Here is a 16469-nt window from a genome sequence, read left to right on the forward strand (position 1 = left end):
CAGACTGTCAGCAACACTTACGCACTGTTACGGGGTATCGCCGGGCATTCCGCGGATAACGGGTCTGATTCCACAGACGCTTCTGCAGCGGACGGCGGTGTAATCGCCGCACAGCGCCAGGCGCTAAATACCGCCAGCAACGGTGCCAAGGCGAACAGCAGGAACAGCCAACGCGCTGCGGAAGCTGCCCCCGGCGCGCCACCCGGCACATTCAGCCCCGCCAGGTTGGCAATCATCCCCGCCAAGGCGGCACCAAACGCGGTCGCAAACAGTTGCACCGTGGTGATCGACGCCCCGGCAATATCTTTGTCCGCCTCAGGCGAGACCTGCAGAATTCGCGTCAGCAGGTGCGGCCAACCAAACCCGATGCCAAACCCCACCAACGTCAGGGCAATCACAATTGGCGTCAGCGCTACCCAATGGCCGCCAGAAGGCGTCGGCATCAGCACGGCCAACGCCAGCAAACCGACCAGGACAAACACTGGCCCGCTGATGATTGCCCGGCGGATACCCGCACTACGCCAACCGGAACTGAGGATCTCTGAAAGTGTCCAGCCTGCCGCCATGGTTGCGGCAATATAGCCAGAAATCAGCGGCGACTGGCCATGCAGCGTTTGCAGGAAATAAGGCACGAAGATTTCACTGGTCATGCCCACCACCAGCAAAGAGACGGTGATATACAGCGAGGCCAAGGAGGATCCACGACGTAAAGCGCCCTGTGGCAACAGACGAGCCTGGGAGTGCGCTTCACGCTGTATCAGCCAGGCCATCATCAACACGGCCAACGCAATACCGCCCAGATTGATCCACGCGCTATCTGCCAGGCTACCGGCGGAAACCACCAACACCGCAGTCGCCAGCAACAATAACTGGGCTACCGGCAACGGCGCCGCCTGCTGTTGTGGCTTGCCTTTCGGCAGGATCAGGAAGGTAAACCCGGCGTACAACACCATGATCGGCAACAGAATGCCAAAGGCCCATCGCCAGGCGTTTAGCTCGGCAAAAATGCCCCCTACGGCCGGTCCGACCAGGGTTGCGATACCCCACATCGCGGAAATCAGCGCCATTGCGCGCGGCCACAGCTTTTGCTCAAACACCAGATTGATCATGGCGTACGAAAGCGCGAAAATCAGCCCGCCACCGAAACCCTGCACGGTTCGGCCTATGAGCATTATCGGCATCGAGGGTGCCAGTGCGCATAACATCGCCCCGGCGATAAAGAACAGCGACGCCACCAGATAGGCACTGCGCGCACCATAGCCACTGAGTAATCGTGCCGATAATGCCGACCCCAGAATAGACGCCACCACAAACAACGTGGTGTTCCAGGCATACAGGTTCAGACCACCGATGTCCTGCACCACCGAGGGCAGAATGGTGGTGGCGACCAGAATATTGATTGCATGCAGCGCTACGCCGAGTGAGAGCGCGATCGCACTGGCACCATTTTTGCCGGAAAAGAGATCGGCCCAGCGGCTATCATCATGGGTTATCACGGTTGTCGTCCTGTTTTCAGAGGAATGGCATTGAGTTAATAGTGATATTGCGTTAAATTTAACAAGAGTTAACTTGGAATAATGGTAGGGCGAGGCGGAGAAATATGTCAAGAATAAACTTGGAAAATAGCGGTGGTTCCGCACAATCGGTCAGTGACCGTTTGCTGACACTTCTAAAAACCCGCGGCCCACAGCAAGCGTCTGATGCAGGAAAGGTCCTTGGCACAACCGGCGAGGCAGCACGCCAGCAGTTCGTTAAACTGGCAAAAGAGGGGTTGGTGGAGGCCGTTGCGGAAACCCGTGGCGTCGGCCGTCCGGTGCAACTTTGGCACCTGACTGCCGCAGGCAATGCGCGCTTTCCGGATACCCATTCCGAACTGACCGTCCAACTGCTGCGTACCGTACGCGACAAATTGGGCGAACAGGCGATCGAACTTTTGATCGACACGCGGGAACAAGAAACGCGCATTAACTACAAGCAGGCGATGATCGGCGCGGCCGATTTACAGGAACGCATTGAACGCCTGACCGCAATCCGTTCTCGTGAGGGCTATATGGCCGAATGGCGCGCACAGGAGGACGGTTCCTTTCTGCTGGTGGAAAACCATTGCCCTATTTGCGCTGCCGCCACGGTTTGCCAAGGGTTCTGTCGTGCAGAGCTGAGCATTTTCACCGAAGTGCTGCAGGCACAGGTTGAACGTTCCGAACACATTCTGGCCGGCGCACGCCGTTGTGCTTATCGTATTTCGTTGCTGTAACTGGCACGCGGAATCAAGCCGCGTACTGGCTGGTGTCGTCCGGTGAATCATCCCGGATTCACCAGCCTCTCATTCCATTAAAAAGTACGGAAAAGCGTTGCTTATCCTCTGCCCGATCGGGTTTACTGAGCGTTCTAATAATAACTTTCCCTACAGAATAAAAATCCATGCTGAGCCAAAATAGCCGTAACGTCCTGCCGTTAATCGGGGCGCTGTTCACGTTATATATTGTCTGGGGTTCGACCTACTTCGTGATTCGCCTGGGTGTAGAAAGCTGGCCGCCGTTGATGATGGCGGGCATTCGCTTCCTGGTCGCCGGCATTGTGCTCTTCAGCTTTTTGGCGCTGCGCGGCCACGCGCTGCCCACCCCAAAGCAATGGTTGGCCGCGGGCACCATCGGTATTTTGCTCCTGGCGGTGGGTAATGGCCTGGTGACTGTGGCAGAGCATCAACACGTACCTTCCGGTATCGCCGCCGTGATGGTGGCAACCGTTCCCCTGTTCACGCTGTGCTTTAGTCTGTTTTGGGGCATGCGTAATACCAAACTGGAGTGGGCAGGCATCGGGCTGGGGCTCGTTGGGATCGTGCTACTCAATACCGGCAATAACCTGGTTGGCAACCCAACAGGTGCACTGTTGATCCTGCTGGCGTCCGCCAGTTGGGCCTTTGGCTCTGTGCTCGGTTCGCGTATTTCGTTACCGGCTGGACCAATGGCCGGAGCCGCAGAAATGCTGGTCGCAGGCGTAGTGCTATTGGTCGTTAGCCAGCTGAGTGGCGAACACCTTACGCAGATGCCCAGCGCCAAAGGCTTCTTCGCACTAGGCTACCTGATTGTCTTTGGTTCAATGCTGGCGATCAGCGCCTATATGTTTTTGCTGAAAAACGTGCGCCCGGCAGTTGCGACCAGTTATGCCTACGTCAATCCGGTAGTGGCCGTGCTGCTTGGTATCGGCTTCGCCGGCGAATCACTGGCACCGCGTGAATGGGTCGCACTGGTGATTATTGTCGCGGCGGTGGTGCTGGTGACCTTGGGCAAATTCCTGTTTGCGCGCCCGGTCAAAATTCAACCTGTCGGCAGCATCAAAGAGTGACCAAAAGGGCGGTCTGCGGGCCGCCATTTAAAACGATTCTTGTTTCGCCCGTTGAAGAGACTATAATTCCCGCTGTTCCGAGCAACCTGCGAAATCATCCCAATGCTGAAAAAATCGTTCATTATCGTTATCTTTCTGTGCGCCTTTGGCTCACTCGGCGGCGTATTCCTGGCTGGGCTGAATATGTACACCCGCTCTACTACGCCACAAGAAGAAGCCCCCGCGTCCAGTGAAGCCACTGCCACGACGACGACAGAGAATATTCAAGCCAAGTAATGCGCCATCCAGCCCTGGCAACGCTGTTGTAAAAAGCGCTGTAGCAGCCTGACGCGCTCCGATACCTGTGAACGGTGTGGGCAAACCAGGCTGATGGGCACCGCGTCGCTTTGCCATTCCGGCAGCACAGGGATTAACCGTCCGGCCTGAATATCGGCCACCACATCGATGGCTGACTTACGGACGATGCCATGTCCTGCCAGTGCCCAACGGCGCGCGATCTCACCGTCATCCGTAAAATAACGCCCACTCAGCGCCACCTCCACCAGCTCATCGCCTCGCCACAAACGCCATTGGGCCTGCCTACGTCCACTGGGTTGATAGATCAGGATGCTGTGCTGAGCGAGTTCGGCAGGTGTTTGTGGTGCACCATGCTGTTGCAGATAATCGGGGCTGGCGCAAATCAGGCGACGGTGCTGCGGCAGGATCGGCAACGCCACCAGCGAAGAGTCCGCCAATTGACCGAAGCGCAAAGCAATATCCACCGGTTCACGAAATAAATCTGCATGGCGATCGTTAATCAGCAATTGCAGTTGAATATGCGGATGTTGTTGTTTGAACTCGTCGAGCCAGCCCAGCAACAAGTTGCGACCAAAATCTGAGGGAGCGGAAATTTGCAACACACCAGAAAGTCCCTGATGTTTCTCACGTATCGCCTGTTCACCCTCCGCCAGTGCTCCTAGCGCCAGGCGGGCACTGTCGAGATACCGCAGCCCTTCTTCCGTCAGGCGCAAACTACGTGTAGAGCGCACCAGCAGCCGGGCCCCCAACCGCTGCTCCAGCCTTTTTATCGCGACGCTGGCCGCCGCTGGCGTAATATCCAGCGTACGGGCTGCTGCAGAAAAACTCCCGCCTTCCACCGTACGGACAAACACCTCAAGGTCGATAAAAGATGTCATGGGTTATTCCTGTACCACGCCAATTATTAAAATTAATTTACAAGTATTTGCCATTTAGGCCAATTGTTCGCGGATTTTCAATGGTTAATGATAGATAACACTGAAATTAACCGAAATTGAGGCACTATCATGACTTTCCTTTCTTCTTCCCTGAACCGACAAAAACTGGTGATCTTGGGGGGTAATAGCGGCATCGGCGCAGCGGTAGCCTATGCCGCCCTGGTTCAGGGTGCCAGTGTCGTATTGGCATCACGTCGTACCGGTAGCATGCAACAATACCAGCCGGCAGACGACAACCTGCGCGTCATGCAGGCAGATGTGACCGATGAAAACTCACTGCGCGCACTGTTCGCTGAAGTCGGTGAGTTCGATCATCTGGTCTTCACCGCCGGACCGGTTGTGCAAGCCAGACTATTGGCAGATACCGATTTCAGCGAGGCGCAGGCCAACTTCGATGTCAAACTGTGGGGCGCACTGCGCGCCATTAAAGCCGCATTACCCACCCTGTCACCACGAGGCTCCATCACCCTAACGTCCGGCCAACTTTCACGGAAATACCTCAGCGGTCAGTTAATAAAAACCGGCATCAACGCGGCATTGGAGGCGATTGGCAAGCAGTTGGCGAAAGAGTTGGCACCGCGGCGGGTCAACGTGGTCAGCCCGGGCGTTACCGCCACAGAAGCCTACGACAGCTTGAATGCCGAGCAGCGCCAGGCGATGTTTGCCAAAGCGGGTTCAGGGTTACCCGTCGGGCGTGTTGGCCAGGCAGCAGATGTGGCCGCCGGCTATTTGCTGGCGATAGAAAACGGCTTTATCACCGGCAGCGTGATCGATATTGACGGCGGAGGGCTGCTGTAAGCTTACAGCGCCTTCACCCCAAGCGCTGCGGCCTGTTGTTCCAGTTCCGTGATTTTTTGGTATGCCGAACGCGGTACCACGCTAAAATCACCGATCAACAGGCCGTCGCTGACCGCCTCGCCCACCATCGCCCTCGCACCGGCACGCAGTATTTCCAGCTGTGCCGCTGGCGTTCGTGCTGAGGTAATGAGCGGCAACCCCGGCACGGTGGCGGTTCGTCCAATAATTTTCAACCCTGCCAGCGCCTGCGGCTGTGCCCGCTTCAGCAGTTCCAGGCTGACACAATCAACGGCGGCAATATCCGCCTGCCCCGCTTTGATCAACGCTATTGACTGGTAATGTGCACCGGACGCCACGGCGGCGCGGAAGAATTTTCCCTCCTGTGCCAATGGTGCGATCAGTGCCCGCAGGCTGTTATGACCTGATTGAGAGTCAGTGCTGTTATAGGCGGCGATCCGGCCACGAAAGTCCGCCAGCCGGTCGCCGGGCTCATCCTCACGCACCACTAACCAACTGCTGTAATCTGGCCCTTCGCAACCCTCAACACGGTAGTGATAAGTCCCAATCAACTGAACCTGCGGCAGGCTGCTGACCAGCGGATAACCGCAGGTTTGGCTAAGCAATAAGTCATCCCGCTGCCAGTGCTGCGCCAGGTCTTGTGGCCAAATAAGCTGTTCCGGCGCTTGCGGCAACCCCAGTTTCAACAATTTTCCGCGCAGCACGTGCCAGAAAGACTCAGCCATGTGATGAGTGACGCCGTACATGGGTAAGGATACCTGCATCATGTTTCCCCTTATTCCGCAGAAGAGGCCATTAGCGTCTGCTGACGCCAGGCAGTGAGATGGCACACCCAGCGCTCAAACAGCATGTCGGTGATGATCGCCAATAGGGCGACGACCACGGCTCCCTGGATCACATAGGCGGTATTAAAGCCGCTAAGGCCAATGATAATCGGCGAGCCGAGTGTTTTTGTGCCGACCGTGGAGGCGATCGCCGCCGTGCCAATATTAATGATTACCGAGGTGCGGATACCGGCAACAATCACCGGCGCCGCCAGCGGCAGTTCGACGCGCCACAGGATCTGCCGAGCATTCATCCCCACCCCTTGCGCAATCTCACGGGTGGCTCTGGGCACTGATTCAATACCCGCCAGCGTGCCCTGTAGGATGGGCAACAAACCGTAGAGGACCAGCGCGATAATTGCCGGCTGTTCGCTAAACCCCATCACCGGTACCGCAACCGCCAACACCGCAACCGGCGGAAAAGTCTGTCCCACCGCCACGACGGTTTCCACCAGCGAACGGAACTCTTTACCGGCACGCCGCGTCACCCCAATCCCGGCCGCCACGCCAATTACGACCGCAATCAGGCTGGAAACCGCTACCAGCAGCAGATGCGCCCATACCAGCGAGATAAAACTGTCCTGCTGATACACTGGCCGATCCAGATCGGGAAACCAGGCGGCAAACAGGCCATGCAAATGATTCATGCCAAACACCAATGCCAGCAACAGGGCAAAGGTCCAGGGCAGCGGATCGCGCAGCCAGCGCAGGGCTTGAGGCACACTCATGACAGCGCCTTTTGGGTAATCAGATCGCTGAAATGCAGCACGCCAAGCGCCTCACCTTGTTCACCCATCACCGGTAAACATTCCGTGCCACGTGCCACAAACACTGACAGCGCTTCACGCAGGCTCATAGCGGCAGCGATAGGGTCCCCTTCAGCATGACCAGGGCGTACCCGCTCAGCCACGGTGCCCAACGACAGCAGTTTGATACCGCGATCGCTGCGGCCAAAGAAATCGCGGACAAAATCGTTGGCCGGGGCCGTCAATAACGCCAGCGGCGTGCCCTGCTGTACGATGCGGCCCTGATCGAGCAACACAATACGGTCCGCCAGTGCCAGTGCTTCGTCAATGTCGTGCGTCACCAGTACAATGGTACGTCCGGAGAGATGATGAATACGCGCGATCTCCGTTTGCAACGCCGCACGCGTCACCGGATCGAGTGCGCCAAAGGGTTCATCCATCAGCAACACCTCGGGATCGGCAGCCAATGCGCGCGCCACGCCTACCCGTTGCTGCTGCCCGCCGGAAAGCTGGTGCGGGTAACGATGACGGAACACATCCGGTTCCAAATGCAACAGCTCCAGTAATTCCGTCACCCTATCGCGAATACGTGCCCGTGGCCATTTCAGCAGCTGTGGCACAGTGGCGATATTCTCCTCCACCGTCCAGTGCGGAAACAGGCCGATCGACTGGATCGCATACCCCATCCGGCGGCGCAGATCCTGCGGTTTGAATCTCTGGATCTCTTCACCGGCAAAGTAGATTTTCCCCTGGTCGTGTTCGATCAGTCGGTTGATCATTTTCAACGTTGTGGACTTGCCTGAGCCAGAGGTGCCGATCAATACGGTAAATTCACCCTTGGCAATCTGTAGCGTCAGATCGTCCACCGCGGGCTTGCCCTGAAAAATCTTGCTGACCTGATTAAACTGAATCATCGGCGTGACACTTCCAAAATTGAAACCATGAACTTAAACAGTGAATCGACGATAACCGCCATCACGATCACCGGAATGACCCCCAGCAACACCAGATCCAGTGCGCTGCTGAGCAGCCCCTGGAAGACAATGGCACCAAAGCCTCCGGCGCCAATCAGTGCCGCCACGACCGCCATGCCAACGGTTTGTACCGCAAGAATACGCACACCGGTCAGGAACAGCGGCAATGCCAGCGGCAGCTGTACGCGGAAAAACACCTGACTACGCGTCATCCCCATGCCACTGGCAGATTCGATCACGCTGGCCGGCACACTTTGCAACCCCGCCACGACGCTGCGTACCAACGGCAACAGGGCATACAGCACCAACGCAACAATGGCCGGAGCCATACCAATGCCACTGACGCCATGCTCTGCCAACCAGGGCAATGCCTTCGCCAAACCGGCCAAGGGCGCGATCAACAGGCCAAACAAAGCAATCGAGGGTACGGTCTGAATAATATTCAGCGTGGAGAATATCGGTGTCTGCCAACGTGCGGAGCGAAAACACAGCACCCCGAGCGGCAAGCCAATTAACAGCGTCGGCACCAGCGTCGCCAACAGGATCGTCAGGTGCTGCAACAGCGCTGCATCAAACACGTCCTGCCGGTTGTAGTACTCTTTCAACAGTGAAAGCTGATCCAACTGGTGATTAAACAGCAGCAACAGCGTCGGTAACATCACCATCAGATTGCCGAACATGCGCCACACGTGCGAAGCGGTTATGCGGCTCACGGCATCGGCGGCAATCAATAGACTTAGTGCCAGTATCAGCCAACAACCGCTTCCCCAGGAGGTGCGGGCCAGCCTTGAGCCATCCAATGCCAATTGCTGAGCTGCATGGCCGCTTAGCCAAAAGGTGAGCGCCAGCAATGCCGAAGCCGACAACGCAGTCAGCAGCGCATGACGCCTCCGTGGGGCCAACAGGCTGAGTATGGCCAATACCAACATGGGTGCCAGCAGCCACAACGCGGGGCCGTGCAACAGGGAAATCAGGGAAATGCTCTTGCCCGATAACAGGCGATTGGGGGCATAACTGAGAAACGGCAGGCCAAATGCAGCCAGCAGTAACAGAATAAGCAGCGTCAGTAATACACGGTTTTTTACGGCAATAATCAAAGAAACTCTCCGGCTCCATGTTGGCCCCCAACTGGGGGCCAGTGGTGTTACCCCTTCACCAACCCTTTCTCTTTCAGGTAAGCCGCAGCCACCTGTTTGGCGTCCTGACCTTCCACCGCGATCTGTGCATTGAGCTTTTGCAGCGTCGGGCCATCCAGTGAAGCAAATACCGGTTTCAGTAATTCAGCGATGTTGGCATGCTGTTTTAGCGTGGCTTCGCGAATAATCGGTGCTGGCGCGTAAATCGGCTGCACACCCTTTGGATCATCCAGCGTTTGCAGCCCCAGCGCCGCCACCGGGCCGTCGGTCCCGTAGGCCATGGCCGCGTTCACACCGGATGTCTGTTCCGCCGCAGCCTTGATGGTCACCGCCGTGTCCCCCCCGGCCAGCGACAGCAACTGATCCTGATTCAGCGTAAAGCCATAGGCACTTTGGAATGCCGGCAAAGCATCTGGGCGTTCGATAAATTCCGCCGACGCCGCCAGTTTGAACTTGCCCCCTCCGTTGATCCACTTGCCCAGATCGGCAAGCGTTTTCAGATGGTTGGCATCCGCCACGTCCTGACGGATAGCAATGGTCCAGGTGTTGTTGGCCGGGGCGGCGTCCAACCAGACAATTTTGTTCTTGTCATAATCCAGCTTTTTCACTTTTTCAAACCCGGCCTGAGCATTTTTCCATGCAGGGTCTTTTTCATCAGAAAAGAAAAACGCACCGTTGCCGGTGTATTCCGGGTAAACGTCAATTTCGCCGGAGGTGATCGCCCCGCGCAGCACTTTGGTGGTGCCAAGCTGCAACTTATTGGTGGTTTTGATGCCGTTAGATTCCAGCACCTGTACGATGATGTTCCCGAGCAATGAGCCTTCGGTATCAATTTTAGAGCCGACGCGTACCGTATCGGCCGCTTGCGCCACACCGACGCTCGCCGCGAGCAAACTCAGCGCCAGCGCAAAGACACGACCACGTGATGGAGTGATTGCCATACTTTTTCCTCTTGTTGTGTAGTGTCCGGCTATTTGGCCAGATCGATTGGAAAATCTTGAGAAACGCGCGTCCATCGCACAATAAATGTCTCCGTCGACCAAACAAGGTTTTCGCCCTGGGATTCCCTTAGCGGCTCGCCAACGGAAAACGGATGCACTTCAACGTCGATCGGGGTGAACGCGTAGTCACTCACCCACTGACCATAGCCCTGAACCACAAACCCTTGGCTACGCTGCTGGTATGCACTGCGCTCCGCCAAATACACCTGCCTTAAACCGTACCACGGTAAGCCGGGGAGATCATGGTGAACTAAATGATAGTTCAGATTGAGAAACAGCAGCCGCCACGGCCAAGCCGCCTCATTAATAATAGAACGTGCCTGCGGTGCGTCCACGGCGCGATGTTCAAAAAATGATCTCACCTTGGTCATCGCCAGCGCCGGGTAGCTGATCGCCACCAAGTAAAATACCGTGCCAATGCCATGCTGTTGCAACCACCCCAATACCGCCACCAGCAATAACAGATGCACCAACCACATCACCAATGTGCGCATTTCACCGGCAGCGATCGTTTTTATCGCCGTGATTCCGGTAGCCGCAATGTCCAGCGCAGGGCCAAGCACAATGCGCCCGACCAGCGTATTACGCACCTTGGCCAACAGCGGAAAAATCCGTGGGTAGCGTTGCCATTGCGCTTGGCTAACGTAATAGCTTTCAGGATCTTCATGTGGATCGGTGAGATGTTCATTACGGTGATGCTGAATATGCGAATCACGATACAGACCATAGGGATACCATACCGCCAGTGGCAGCAAGCCGAAAAGCTGATTGAGCCGCGGCCAGCGCGTCGGATGACCGTGAATAAGCTCATGCTGTAGCGACATATACCAGGTTGTCAGCAAAATCAGCAACGGCGTGCCAAGCCAGGGGCCCATTGTCTGCCAGTATTGCACGACGCCAAACCAGCCGCCGTAAACCGCCGCCATAATCCCCCAGGTTGGCAGTTCCAAACGCCAAAACCAGCGCTGATTAAGCTTTTGGATCCAATCGCGTTGGGCAGGATGCAAATAGTGACTATGACGTTTATCTGAGGACATGCATGGGCTCGCTGTATGAGATTTTGCTCAGTATCAGCGAGCTGCCTGGACGCTCAAAATAACGAAAGCGGCAAAGCAAAGTGAAAAATCAGCACGTTATTACGCATTCAATGCAATTTCATGATCCCACAGGCATTGCTGAAAGAATCATGGCTCAATAAAAGCCACTATCTGATAAGTTAATGAAAAATGGTGACATCAGGAGGTGACATGCGTCAGCGGATCATCGTCTGCCCAATTATAGAAAATAAGGGCGAGTATTTACTGTGCAAAATGGCCGACGACCGGGGCGTATTCCCCGGTCAGTGGGCACTGTCCGGTGGCGGTATGGAGCCAGGGGAGACCCTCGAGCAGGCCCTCCGCCGTGAGATAAAAGAAGAACTGGGAGAAGCACTGCATATCACCCAGATTACTCCCTGGACCTTCAGGGATGACGTCCGTACCAAGACCTACTCAGATGGCACAACAGAGGAAATCTACATGCTGTATTTGATTTTCGACTGTGTGAGTGCCAACCGGCAGATCAGCTTTAATGAAGAGTTTCAGGCAATCGCCTGGGTCAGCCCCGATAAGATACCTGAGCTCGATCTCAATGAGGCCACGCGTATCACGTTTGCGCAAAAAGGCATTTTATAACCCGGCTTTTCTGCGCGCACTTTGCTCACCGCATCAGGGCATAAAATCCAGTACCACAAGGTTGAACAGTGCATACTCGGTCTCATTGGCCATTTTCGGCAGTTTGGCGCGTTGCACCGCCTGACTGGCCGCTGCGCAAAGCGCGTCGTCACCCCTCAGCACCTTAAAATCTTTCAGTGAGCCATCTGGCAACAGATGGAGGCTGATCGAACAGGTTTGGGATTTATATTTGCCGGGTAACTGCATTTCCTGGGTGATAGCAACGCGCATCCTTTCCGGATAACTGCTGCGGGGCGAAGATGTCGATAACGTTGCAACAGCCGGTGTTTCCAGCATGACACCGGCAGTGCGGGTGCCCTGATCGGCACCACAGCCCGTCAGCAACACCACCCATAGCCACATCCCTGTTTTCATGTCTCTGCATCCTTGTCCTGTCACCCACAGGTGAATAATCAGTATTCCGGGTATGCGCCCCCAGCATCGGCATATCGCTGTAAGCGCTCACGCCACCATTTTACCGCCAGGCCGGTGGCACTTTCACGCCAGCCAAAATAAGAAACGTCGCTACAGTGTTCAGATTCGACGCGTTTCGCTACCAATTCACCGCTTTTCAGGTAGGGTTCCGCCAGATATCGCGGTAGATAGCCGCAACCCAGGCCGCTAAGCTGTGCCCGCAATTTGGCATCGAAACCGAAGACCGTCAGCTGATCCTGCTCCTCAAGAATGTTCAAATTCTGCGGCGCATTCACGCGCGAAGTATCACGAACCACAACGGCTCTGTGTTGACGAATTTCAGCCTTCGGCAAAGGCTCTGCCATTAACGCTAGCGGGTGCTGTGCCGCCACGGCAAATACGTAATCCAATCTCCCCAGTTGACTAAAAGCATAGCCTACGCGCGATGGGGGTTCACAAATCGCGCCAACAATAATATCTGCGCACCCATAAACCAACGACTCCCAGGACCCCGCCAGCACTTCATGGCTAAAGCGCAGGCGCGTATGGTGGTGCTGCTGATAAAACTCCTCGATCAGCGGCAACATACGTTCAAATGGAAAAGACGCGTCAATACCGAGCGTAATCTCGCTTTCCCAGCCGTTTTCCACATAACGCGCCTGTTGCTCCAAATCCTGCGCCGCACGCAACAGCACCCGTCCCTTTTCCAGCATCAGTTTGCCGGTATCGGTAAACTTTGCCCGATGGCCTGAACGATCAAGCAAGGTGACCTCAAGATCGTTCTCCAGTTTTTGCACCATGTAGCTCAACGCTGACGGCGTTTTGAACAGCACTGCTGCCGCTGCCGCAAAGGAACCATGCCGGTCAAGTGCATCCAAAATCAGTAACGCTTCCAGGTTTAATCTCACCGCTTCCCTCCGTGTATAAAAAAACTTAACAAGACGGCAAAAATTCTGCGCTATCTTTGAAATCAGCCCCTGCCTACCATGCGGTTCATCGGCGTTGTATTCATCCTTTGTTGAACCCTAATATCACTGGGAAGGTAAATCATGTCTAAGTTTCAATTACTTGATAAAGATAATTCCGCTCTAATTTTCATCGACCATCAACCACAAATGGCTTTTGGCGTGGCTAATATTGATCGTCAGCAACTGAAAAACAACGTGGTCGGTTTAGCCAAAGCCGGCAAGATTTTTAATGTTCCCACCCTTTTTACCTCTGTCGAAACCGAAAGCTTCAGTGGCTATATCTGGCCCGAGCTTTTAGCGGTACATCCTGAAATCACCCCGATCGAGCGTACCTCCATGAACTCTTGGGAAGATGCCGCTTTCGTGAAAGCCGTAGAGGCTACCGGCCGTAAAAAGCTGGTTATTTCTGCGCTCTGGACCGAGGTGTGCCTGACTTTCCCCGCGCTGATGGCACTCGAAGCCGGTTATGAGGTGTATGTCGTCACCGACACGTCCGGCGGGACATCCGTCGATGCGCATGAGCGTTCTATCGACCGCATGGTGCAGGCCGGTGCCATCCCGGTAACCTGGCAGCAAGTGCTGTTGGAATATCAACGTGACTGGGCGCGCAAAGAGACTTACGACGCCGTCATGGCGCTGGTGCGCGAACACAGCGGCGCTTACGGTATGGGCGTTGATTATGCTTACACCATGGTGCATCACGCCCCGGCGCGCGTGGCGAAATAAATCCTACCCCGGCCCTGCGCCGGGGTTTTCTGGAGTTGGTTGTTATGGCTCACCCGCAGCATGTCACGTTAGTCATCACTCATCGTTTGGCGCCAGGGCAAGAACAGGCCTACGAGGCATGGCTGAAACGCATTATGCCAGAGGCCGCCGCCTTCACCGGCCACCTCGGCGTCAATGTGATCCGCCCCACCGGTAGCGAACAGGCCTATACCGTTTTAGTCCGTTTTGACAACCTCGACAATTTATCGCTATGGGTTAACTCACCGCTGCGCAAACGCTATATCGAGGAAGTGTCGCCGCTGCTGTTGGAAAACGACCACATCGAAATTCGACCAGGTGCAGAGTTTTGGTTTACACCGCCGAGCGCCAACACGCGCCAACCTGCCAAATGGAAGCAATTTTTAATCACCCTGCTGGTGATCTTCCCGTCCACCAATCTGGTGCCTTGGTTTTGGGGCAAGCTGCTCCCCCAATTAAACGGCACGCTGACCGGCCATTTTCTCAATGACGCCACGGTAGTCGCCCTGGTTGTTTTCCTTTGGATGCCGATCGTGACTCGCGTATTTCATCAATGGCTCACCCGTCGTTAGGCGGCTTGCCCGGAGAACGTTATGAATAACAGTGCTTCCCTGATTATCACCAACGGTAAATTTCACACTGTCGATCGTGAGGCGCCCACCGCCCACGCGGTAGCTATCCGCGACGGTAAGTTCCTCGCCGTCGGCAGTGAAAATGAGGTCATGCAGCATGCAGGGCCGGAGACACAAGTGATTGACCTGCACGGCCATACGGCTGTGCCCGGCCTCAACGACTCGCATTTGCACCTGATTCGCGGCGGCCTGAACTATAACCTGGAGCTGCGCTGGGAAGGCGTGCCTTCGCTGGCCGATGCATTGCGCATGCTGAAAGAACAGGCACTGCGCACTCCAAGCCCACAGTGGGTGCGGGTAGTCGGCGGTTGGACTGAATTCCAATTCGCCGAACGCCGCATGCCGACACTGGACGAAATCAATCAGGCGGCGCCGGACACGCCGGTGTTTATCTTGCACCTGTATGACCGTGCCCTGCTCAACCGTGCCGCATTGAAAGTCGTCGGTTATACCAAGGACACACCGAATCCGCCGGGCGGCGAGATTCAGCGCGACAGTAACGGCAACCCAACCGGCATGCTGATTGCTAAACCCAATGCGATGATTTTGTACGCCACCTTGGCGAAAGGGCCGAAACTGCCGCTGGAGCAACAGGTTAACTCGACCCGCCAGTTTATGCGCGAGCTGAATCGGCTCGGCCTGACCAGCGCCATTGACGCCGGCGGCGGTTTCCAGAACTACCCGGATGACTATGAGGTGATCGCCGAACTGCATGAGAAGAAGCAGCTAACCATCCGTATTGCTTACAACCTGTTCACCCAACGGCCAAAACAGGAGCTGGAAGACTTTGAGCTGTGGACCGACATGCTGAAACCGGGCCAGGGCACTGACTTTTACCGCCATAACGGTGCCGGGGAGATGCTGGTGTTTTCCGCTGCCGACTTCGAAGACTTCTTGCAGCCGCGCCCCGATCTGCCGGAAGGCACCGAAGATGAACTGGAGCGCGTAGTGCGGCACCTGGCGGAACACCGCTGGCCGTTCCGCCTGCACGCCACTTATGACGAGTCCATCAGCCGCATGCTGGATGTGTTCGAAAAAGTGAACCGCGATATTCCGTTCAACGGTCTGCACTGGTTCTTCGACCACGCGGAAACCATCTCCGAACGCAACATTGAGCGGGTCAAAGCGCTGGGTGGCGGCATCGCCGTGCAGCATCGCATGGCGTTCCAGGGGGAATATTTTGCCGAACGTTACGGCAAAGAGGCGACCAAACAGACGCCCCCCGTAGCGAAAATGCTGGCAGCCGAGCTGCCAGTAGGGCTGGGCACCGACGCCACCCGCGTAGCCAGCTATAACCCGTGGACCGCACTGTACTGGTTGGTATCTGGCCGTACTGTCGGCGGTATGGCGATGTACGACGACAACGCACGACTGGATCGCGAGACGGCACTGATGCTGTGGACTCAAGGCAGCGCCTGGTTCTCGACTGAACAGGGTAAAAAAGGCCAGATTAAGGTGGGTCAATTGGCGGACTTGGCCGTGCTGTCACAAGACTATTTCAGCGTGCCGGAAGAGCTGATCAAAGGGATTGAATCGGTCATGACCGTGGTAGACGGCAAAGTGGTTTATGCCGCCGGGAGCTTCTCGCCGTTAGCGCCACCGGCAATACCGGTATTGCCGGACTGGTCACCGGTAACGCAGGTGCCAGGGCATTATCGTTCTGCGCCACCGTCCGCTGCAAGCCGAGTCGGCGTGTTGAGCCAGGCGCACCAATGCTGTGGCCCATGCGGTGTGCACGCACATCAGCATGACGTGGCTCGCCGTTCCAGCATTCCAATTTCAGACGAGAATGCCTTCTGGGGGGCGCTTGGCTGCTCATGCTTTGCTTTCTAAGCCAATAAGCTATCAACTTAATAGCTTATTAAGTTGATAGCAAATTAACTGAGTAACCTCATAAACTCTGACGCTCTCAACCTGTGAGC

18 protein-coding genes are annotated in these 16469 nt (G+C 55.9%); 8 read left to right on the top strand and 10 right to left on the bottom strand.

Going from position 1 to position 16469, the window contains the following annotated elements; all coding sequences use genetic code 11:
• Positions 1–17: 17 nt before the first annotated feature.
• Positions 18–1496 carry an MFS transporter gene (locus AC2FC2_RS01745; protein ID WP_314586700.1) on the bottom strand — a complete coding sequence of 493 codons (1479 nt, stop codon included), beginning with the start codon at positions 1494–1496 and terminating at the stop codon, positions 18–20.
• Between the two features lie 104 nt (positions 1497–1600).
• Here AC2FC2_RS01745 and AC2FC2_RS01750 point away from each other — a divergent pair, with 104 nt between their 5' ends.
• From AC2FC2_RS01750 to AC2FC2_RS01760, 3 genes are all read left to right on the top strand, one after another.
• Complete coding sequence (locus AC2FC2_RS01750) at positions 1601–2254, top strand: helix-turn-helix transcriptional regulator (RefSeq protein ID WP_209632326.1); 654 nt, start codon at positions 1601–1603, stop codon at positions 2252–2254.
• Between the two features lie 167 nt (positions 2255–2421).
• A complete protein-coding gene (gene yedA / locus AC2FC2_RS01755) occupies positions 2422–3345 on the top strand; it encodes a drug/metabolite exporter YedA (protein ID WP_209632325.1) in 924 nt (307 codons plus the stop codon).
• A 102-nt stretch (positions 3346–3447) separates the two neighbouring features.
• Entirely contained in the window at positions 3448–3621 is a 174-nt protein-coding gene (locus tag AC2FC2_RS01760; protein WP_404760063.1) for a hypothetical protein, read from the top strand.
• Here the strand turns inward: AC2FC2_RS01760 and AC2FC2_RS01765 are convergent.
• Positions 3609–4520 (bottom strand): LysR family transcriptional regulator, encoded by a 912-nt coding sequence (locus AC2FC2_RS01765; RefSeq protein WP_265556320.1) that lies wholly within the window; start codon positions 4518–4520, stop codon positions 3609–3611. The genes AC2FC2_RS01760 and AC2FC2_RS01765 overlap by 13 nt on opposite strands.
• A 129-nt stretch (positions 4521–4649) precedes the next feature.
• Here AC2FC2_RS01765 and AC2FC2_RS01770 point away from each other — a divergent pair, with 129 nt between their 5' ends.
• Positions 4650–5378 (top strand): SDR family oxidoreductase, encoded by a 729-nt coding sequence (locus tag AC2FC2_RS01770; RefSeq protein WP_490658617.1) that lies wholly within the window; start codon positions 4650–4652, stop codon positions 5376–5378.
• 2 nt (positions 5379–5380) lie between these two features.
• Here AC2FC2_RS01770 and AC2FC2_RS01775 read toward each other — a convergent pair whose 3' ends face one another.
• The 6 genes from AC2FC2_RS01775 to AC2FC2_RS01800 are packed head-to-tail and all read right to left on the bottom strand — an operon-like array spanning position 5381 to position 11114.
• Positions 5381–6160 carry a phosphate/phosphite/phosphonate ABC transporter substrate-binding protein gene (locus AC2FC2_RS01775; protein WP_490658668.1) on the bottom strand — a complete coding sequence of 260 codons (780 nt, stop codon included), beginning with the start codon at positions 6158–6160 and terminating at the stop codon, positions 5381–5383.
• Positions 6161–6171: 11 nt separating this feature from the next.
• A complete protein-coding gene (locus AC2FC2_RS01780) occupies positions 6172–6948 on the bottom strand; it encodes an ABC transporter permease (RefSeq protein ID WP_404760065.1) in 777 nt (258 codons plus the stop codon).
• Positions 6945–7880: an ABC transporter ATP-binding protein gene (locus AC2FC2_RS01785; RefSeq protein WP_209632321.1), complete on the bottom strand. Its 936-nt coding sequence runs from the start codon at positions 7878–7880 to the stop codon at positions 6945–6947. The genes AC2FC2_RS01780 and AC2FC2_RS01785 overlap by 4 nt, the downstream gene beginning before the upstream one ends.
• Entirely contained in the window at positions 7877–9037 is a 1161-nt protein-coding gene (locus AC2FC2_RS01790; protein ID WP_404760066.1) for an ABC transporter permease, read from the bottom strand. The genes AC2FC2_RS01785 and AC2FC2_RS01790 overlap by 4 nt, the downstream gene beginning before the upstream one ends.
• 47 nt (positions 9038–9084) lie before the next feature.
• Positions 9085–10017, bottom strand: a complete 933-nt coding sequence (osmF, locus tag AC2FC2_RS01795) for a glycine betaine ABC transporter substrate-binding protein OsmF (protein WP_209632319.1) — start codon at positions 10015–10017, stop codon at positions 9085–9087.
• A gap of 29 nt (positions 10018–10046) precedes the next feature.
• Positions 10047–11114, bottom strand: a complete 1068-nt coding sequence (locus AC2FC2_RS01800; RefSeq protein ID WP_490658618.1) for a fatty acid desaturase — start codon at positions 11112–11114, stop codon at positions 10047–10049.
• A 210-nt stretch (positions 11115–11324) separates the two neighbouring features.
• Between AC2FC2_RS01800 and nudI the strand changes: the two genes are divergently transcribed.
• The gene (nudI, locus tag AC2FC2_RS01805) at positions 11325–11750 is read left to right on the top strand and encodes a nucleoside triphosphatase NudI (protein WP_209632317.1); all 426 of its coding nucleotides are present in this window, start codon (positions 11325–11327) and stop codon (positions 11748–11750) included.
• A 33-nt stretch (positions 11751–11783) separates the two neighbouring features.
• Here nudI and AC2FC2_RS01810 read toward each other — a convergent pair whose 3' ends face one another.
• Together AC2FC2_RS01810 and AC2FC2_RS01815 are read right to left on the bottom strand one after the other, a co-directional pair.
• A complete protein-coding gene (locus tag AC2FC2_RS01810; protein ID WP_209632316.1) occupies positions 11784–12164 on the bottom strand; it encodes a cell envelope integrity TolA C-terminal domain-containing protein in 381 nt (126 codons plus the stop codon).
• A gap of 38 nt (positions 12165–12202) precedes the next feature.
• Entirely contained in the window at positions 12203–13111 is a 909-nt protein-coding gene (locus AC2FC2_RS01815; RefSeq protein WP_209632315.1) for a LysR family transcriptional regulator, read from the bottom strand.
• 141 nt (positions 13112–13252) lie between these two features.
• On the opposite strand from AC2FC2_RS01815, the gene AC2FC2_RS01820 reads away from it, so the two are divergent.
• Genes AC2FC2_RS01820 through AC2FC2_RS01830 form a run of 3 tightly spaced genes read left to right on the top strand, consistent with a single transcriptional unit; the run spans position 13253 to position 16380 of the window.
• The gene (locus tag AC2FC2_RS01820; protein WP_037422649.1) at positions 13253–13897 is read left to right on the top strand and encodes a hydrolase; all 645 of its coding nucleotides are present in this window, start codon (positions 13253–13255) and stop codon (positions 13895–13897) included.
• A gap of 44 nt (positions 13898–13941) precedes the next feature.
• Positions 13942–14487, top strand: a complete 546-nt coding sequence (locus AC2FC2_RS01825; protein WP_209632314.1) for an antibiotic biosynthesis monooxygenase — start codon at positions 13942–13944, stop codon at positions 14485–14487.
• Between the two features lie 21 nt (positions 14488–14508).
• On the top strand, positions 14509–16380 hold the full coding sequence (locus AC2FC2_RS01830; protein ID WP_209632313.1) for an amidohydrolase: 1872 nt from the start codon (positions 14509–14511) through the stop codon (positions 16378–16380).
• The last annotated feature ends 89 nt before the right edge of the window (positions 16381–16469 follow it).

Source organism: Serratia sp. CoH_122_TC_1, from assembly GCF_058191755.1.

Coding starts and splice junctions, on each gene's coding strand:
- AC2FC2_RS01750 (WP_209632326.1), top strand. CDS start 1,601: ATGTCAAGAATAAACTTGGAAAATAGCGGTGGTTCCGCACAATCGGTC.
- yedA (WP_209632325.1), top strand. CDS start 2,422: ATGCTGAGCCAAAATAGCCGTAACGTCCTGCCGTTAATCGGGGCGCTG.
- AC2FC2_RS01760 (WP_404760063.1), top strand. CDS start 3,448: ATGCTGAAAAAATCGTTCATTATCGTTATCTTTCTGTGCGCCTTTGGC.
- AC2FC2_RS01765 (WP_265556320.1), bottom strand. CDS start 4,520: ATGACATCTTTTATCGACCTTGAGGTGTTTGTCCGTACGGTGGAAGGC.
- AC2FC2_RS01770 (WP_490658617.1), top strand. CDS start 4,650: ATGACTTTCCTTTCTTCTTCCCTGAACCGACAAAAACTGGTGATCTTG.
- AC2FC2_RS01775 (WP_490658668.1), bottom strand. CDS start 6,160: ATGCAGGTATCCTTACCCATGTACGGCGTCACTCATCACATGGCTGAG.
- AC2FC2_RS01780 (WP_404760065.1), bottom strand. CDS start 6,948: ATGAGTGTGCCTCAAGCCCTGCGCTGGCTGCGCGATCCGCTGCCCTGG.
- AC2FC2_RS01785 (WP_209632321.1), bottom strand. CDS start 7,880: ATGATTCAGTTTAATCAGGTCAGCAAGATTTTTCAGGGCAAGCCCGCG.
- osmF (WP_209632319.1), bottom strand. CDS start 10,017: ATGGCAATCACTCCATCACGTGGTCGTGTCTTTGCGCTGGCGCTGAGT.
- AC2FC2_RS01800 (WP_490658618.1), bottom strand. CDS start 11,114: ATGTCCTCAGATAAACGTCATAGTCACTATTTGCATCCTGCCCAACGC.
- nudI (WP_209632317.1), top strand. CDS start 11,325: ATGCGTCAGCGGATCATCGTCTGCCCAATTATAGAAAATAAGGGCGAG.
- AC2FC2_RS01810 (WP_209632316.1), bottom strand. CDS start 12,164: ATGAAAACAGGGATGTGGCTATGGGTGGTGTTGCTGACGGGCTGTGGT.
- AC2FC2_RS01820 (WP_037422649.1), top strand. CDS start 13,253: ATGTCTAAGTTTCAATTACTTGATAAAGATAATTCCGCTCTAATTTTC.
- AC2FC2_RS01825 (WP_209632314.1), top strand. CDS start 13,942: ATGGCTCACCCGCAGCATGTCACGTTAGTCATCACTCATCGTTTGGCG.
- AC2FC2_RS01830 (WP_209632313.1), top strand. CDS start 14,509: ATGAATAACAGTGCTTCCCTGATTATCACCAACGGTAAATTTCACACT.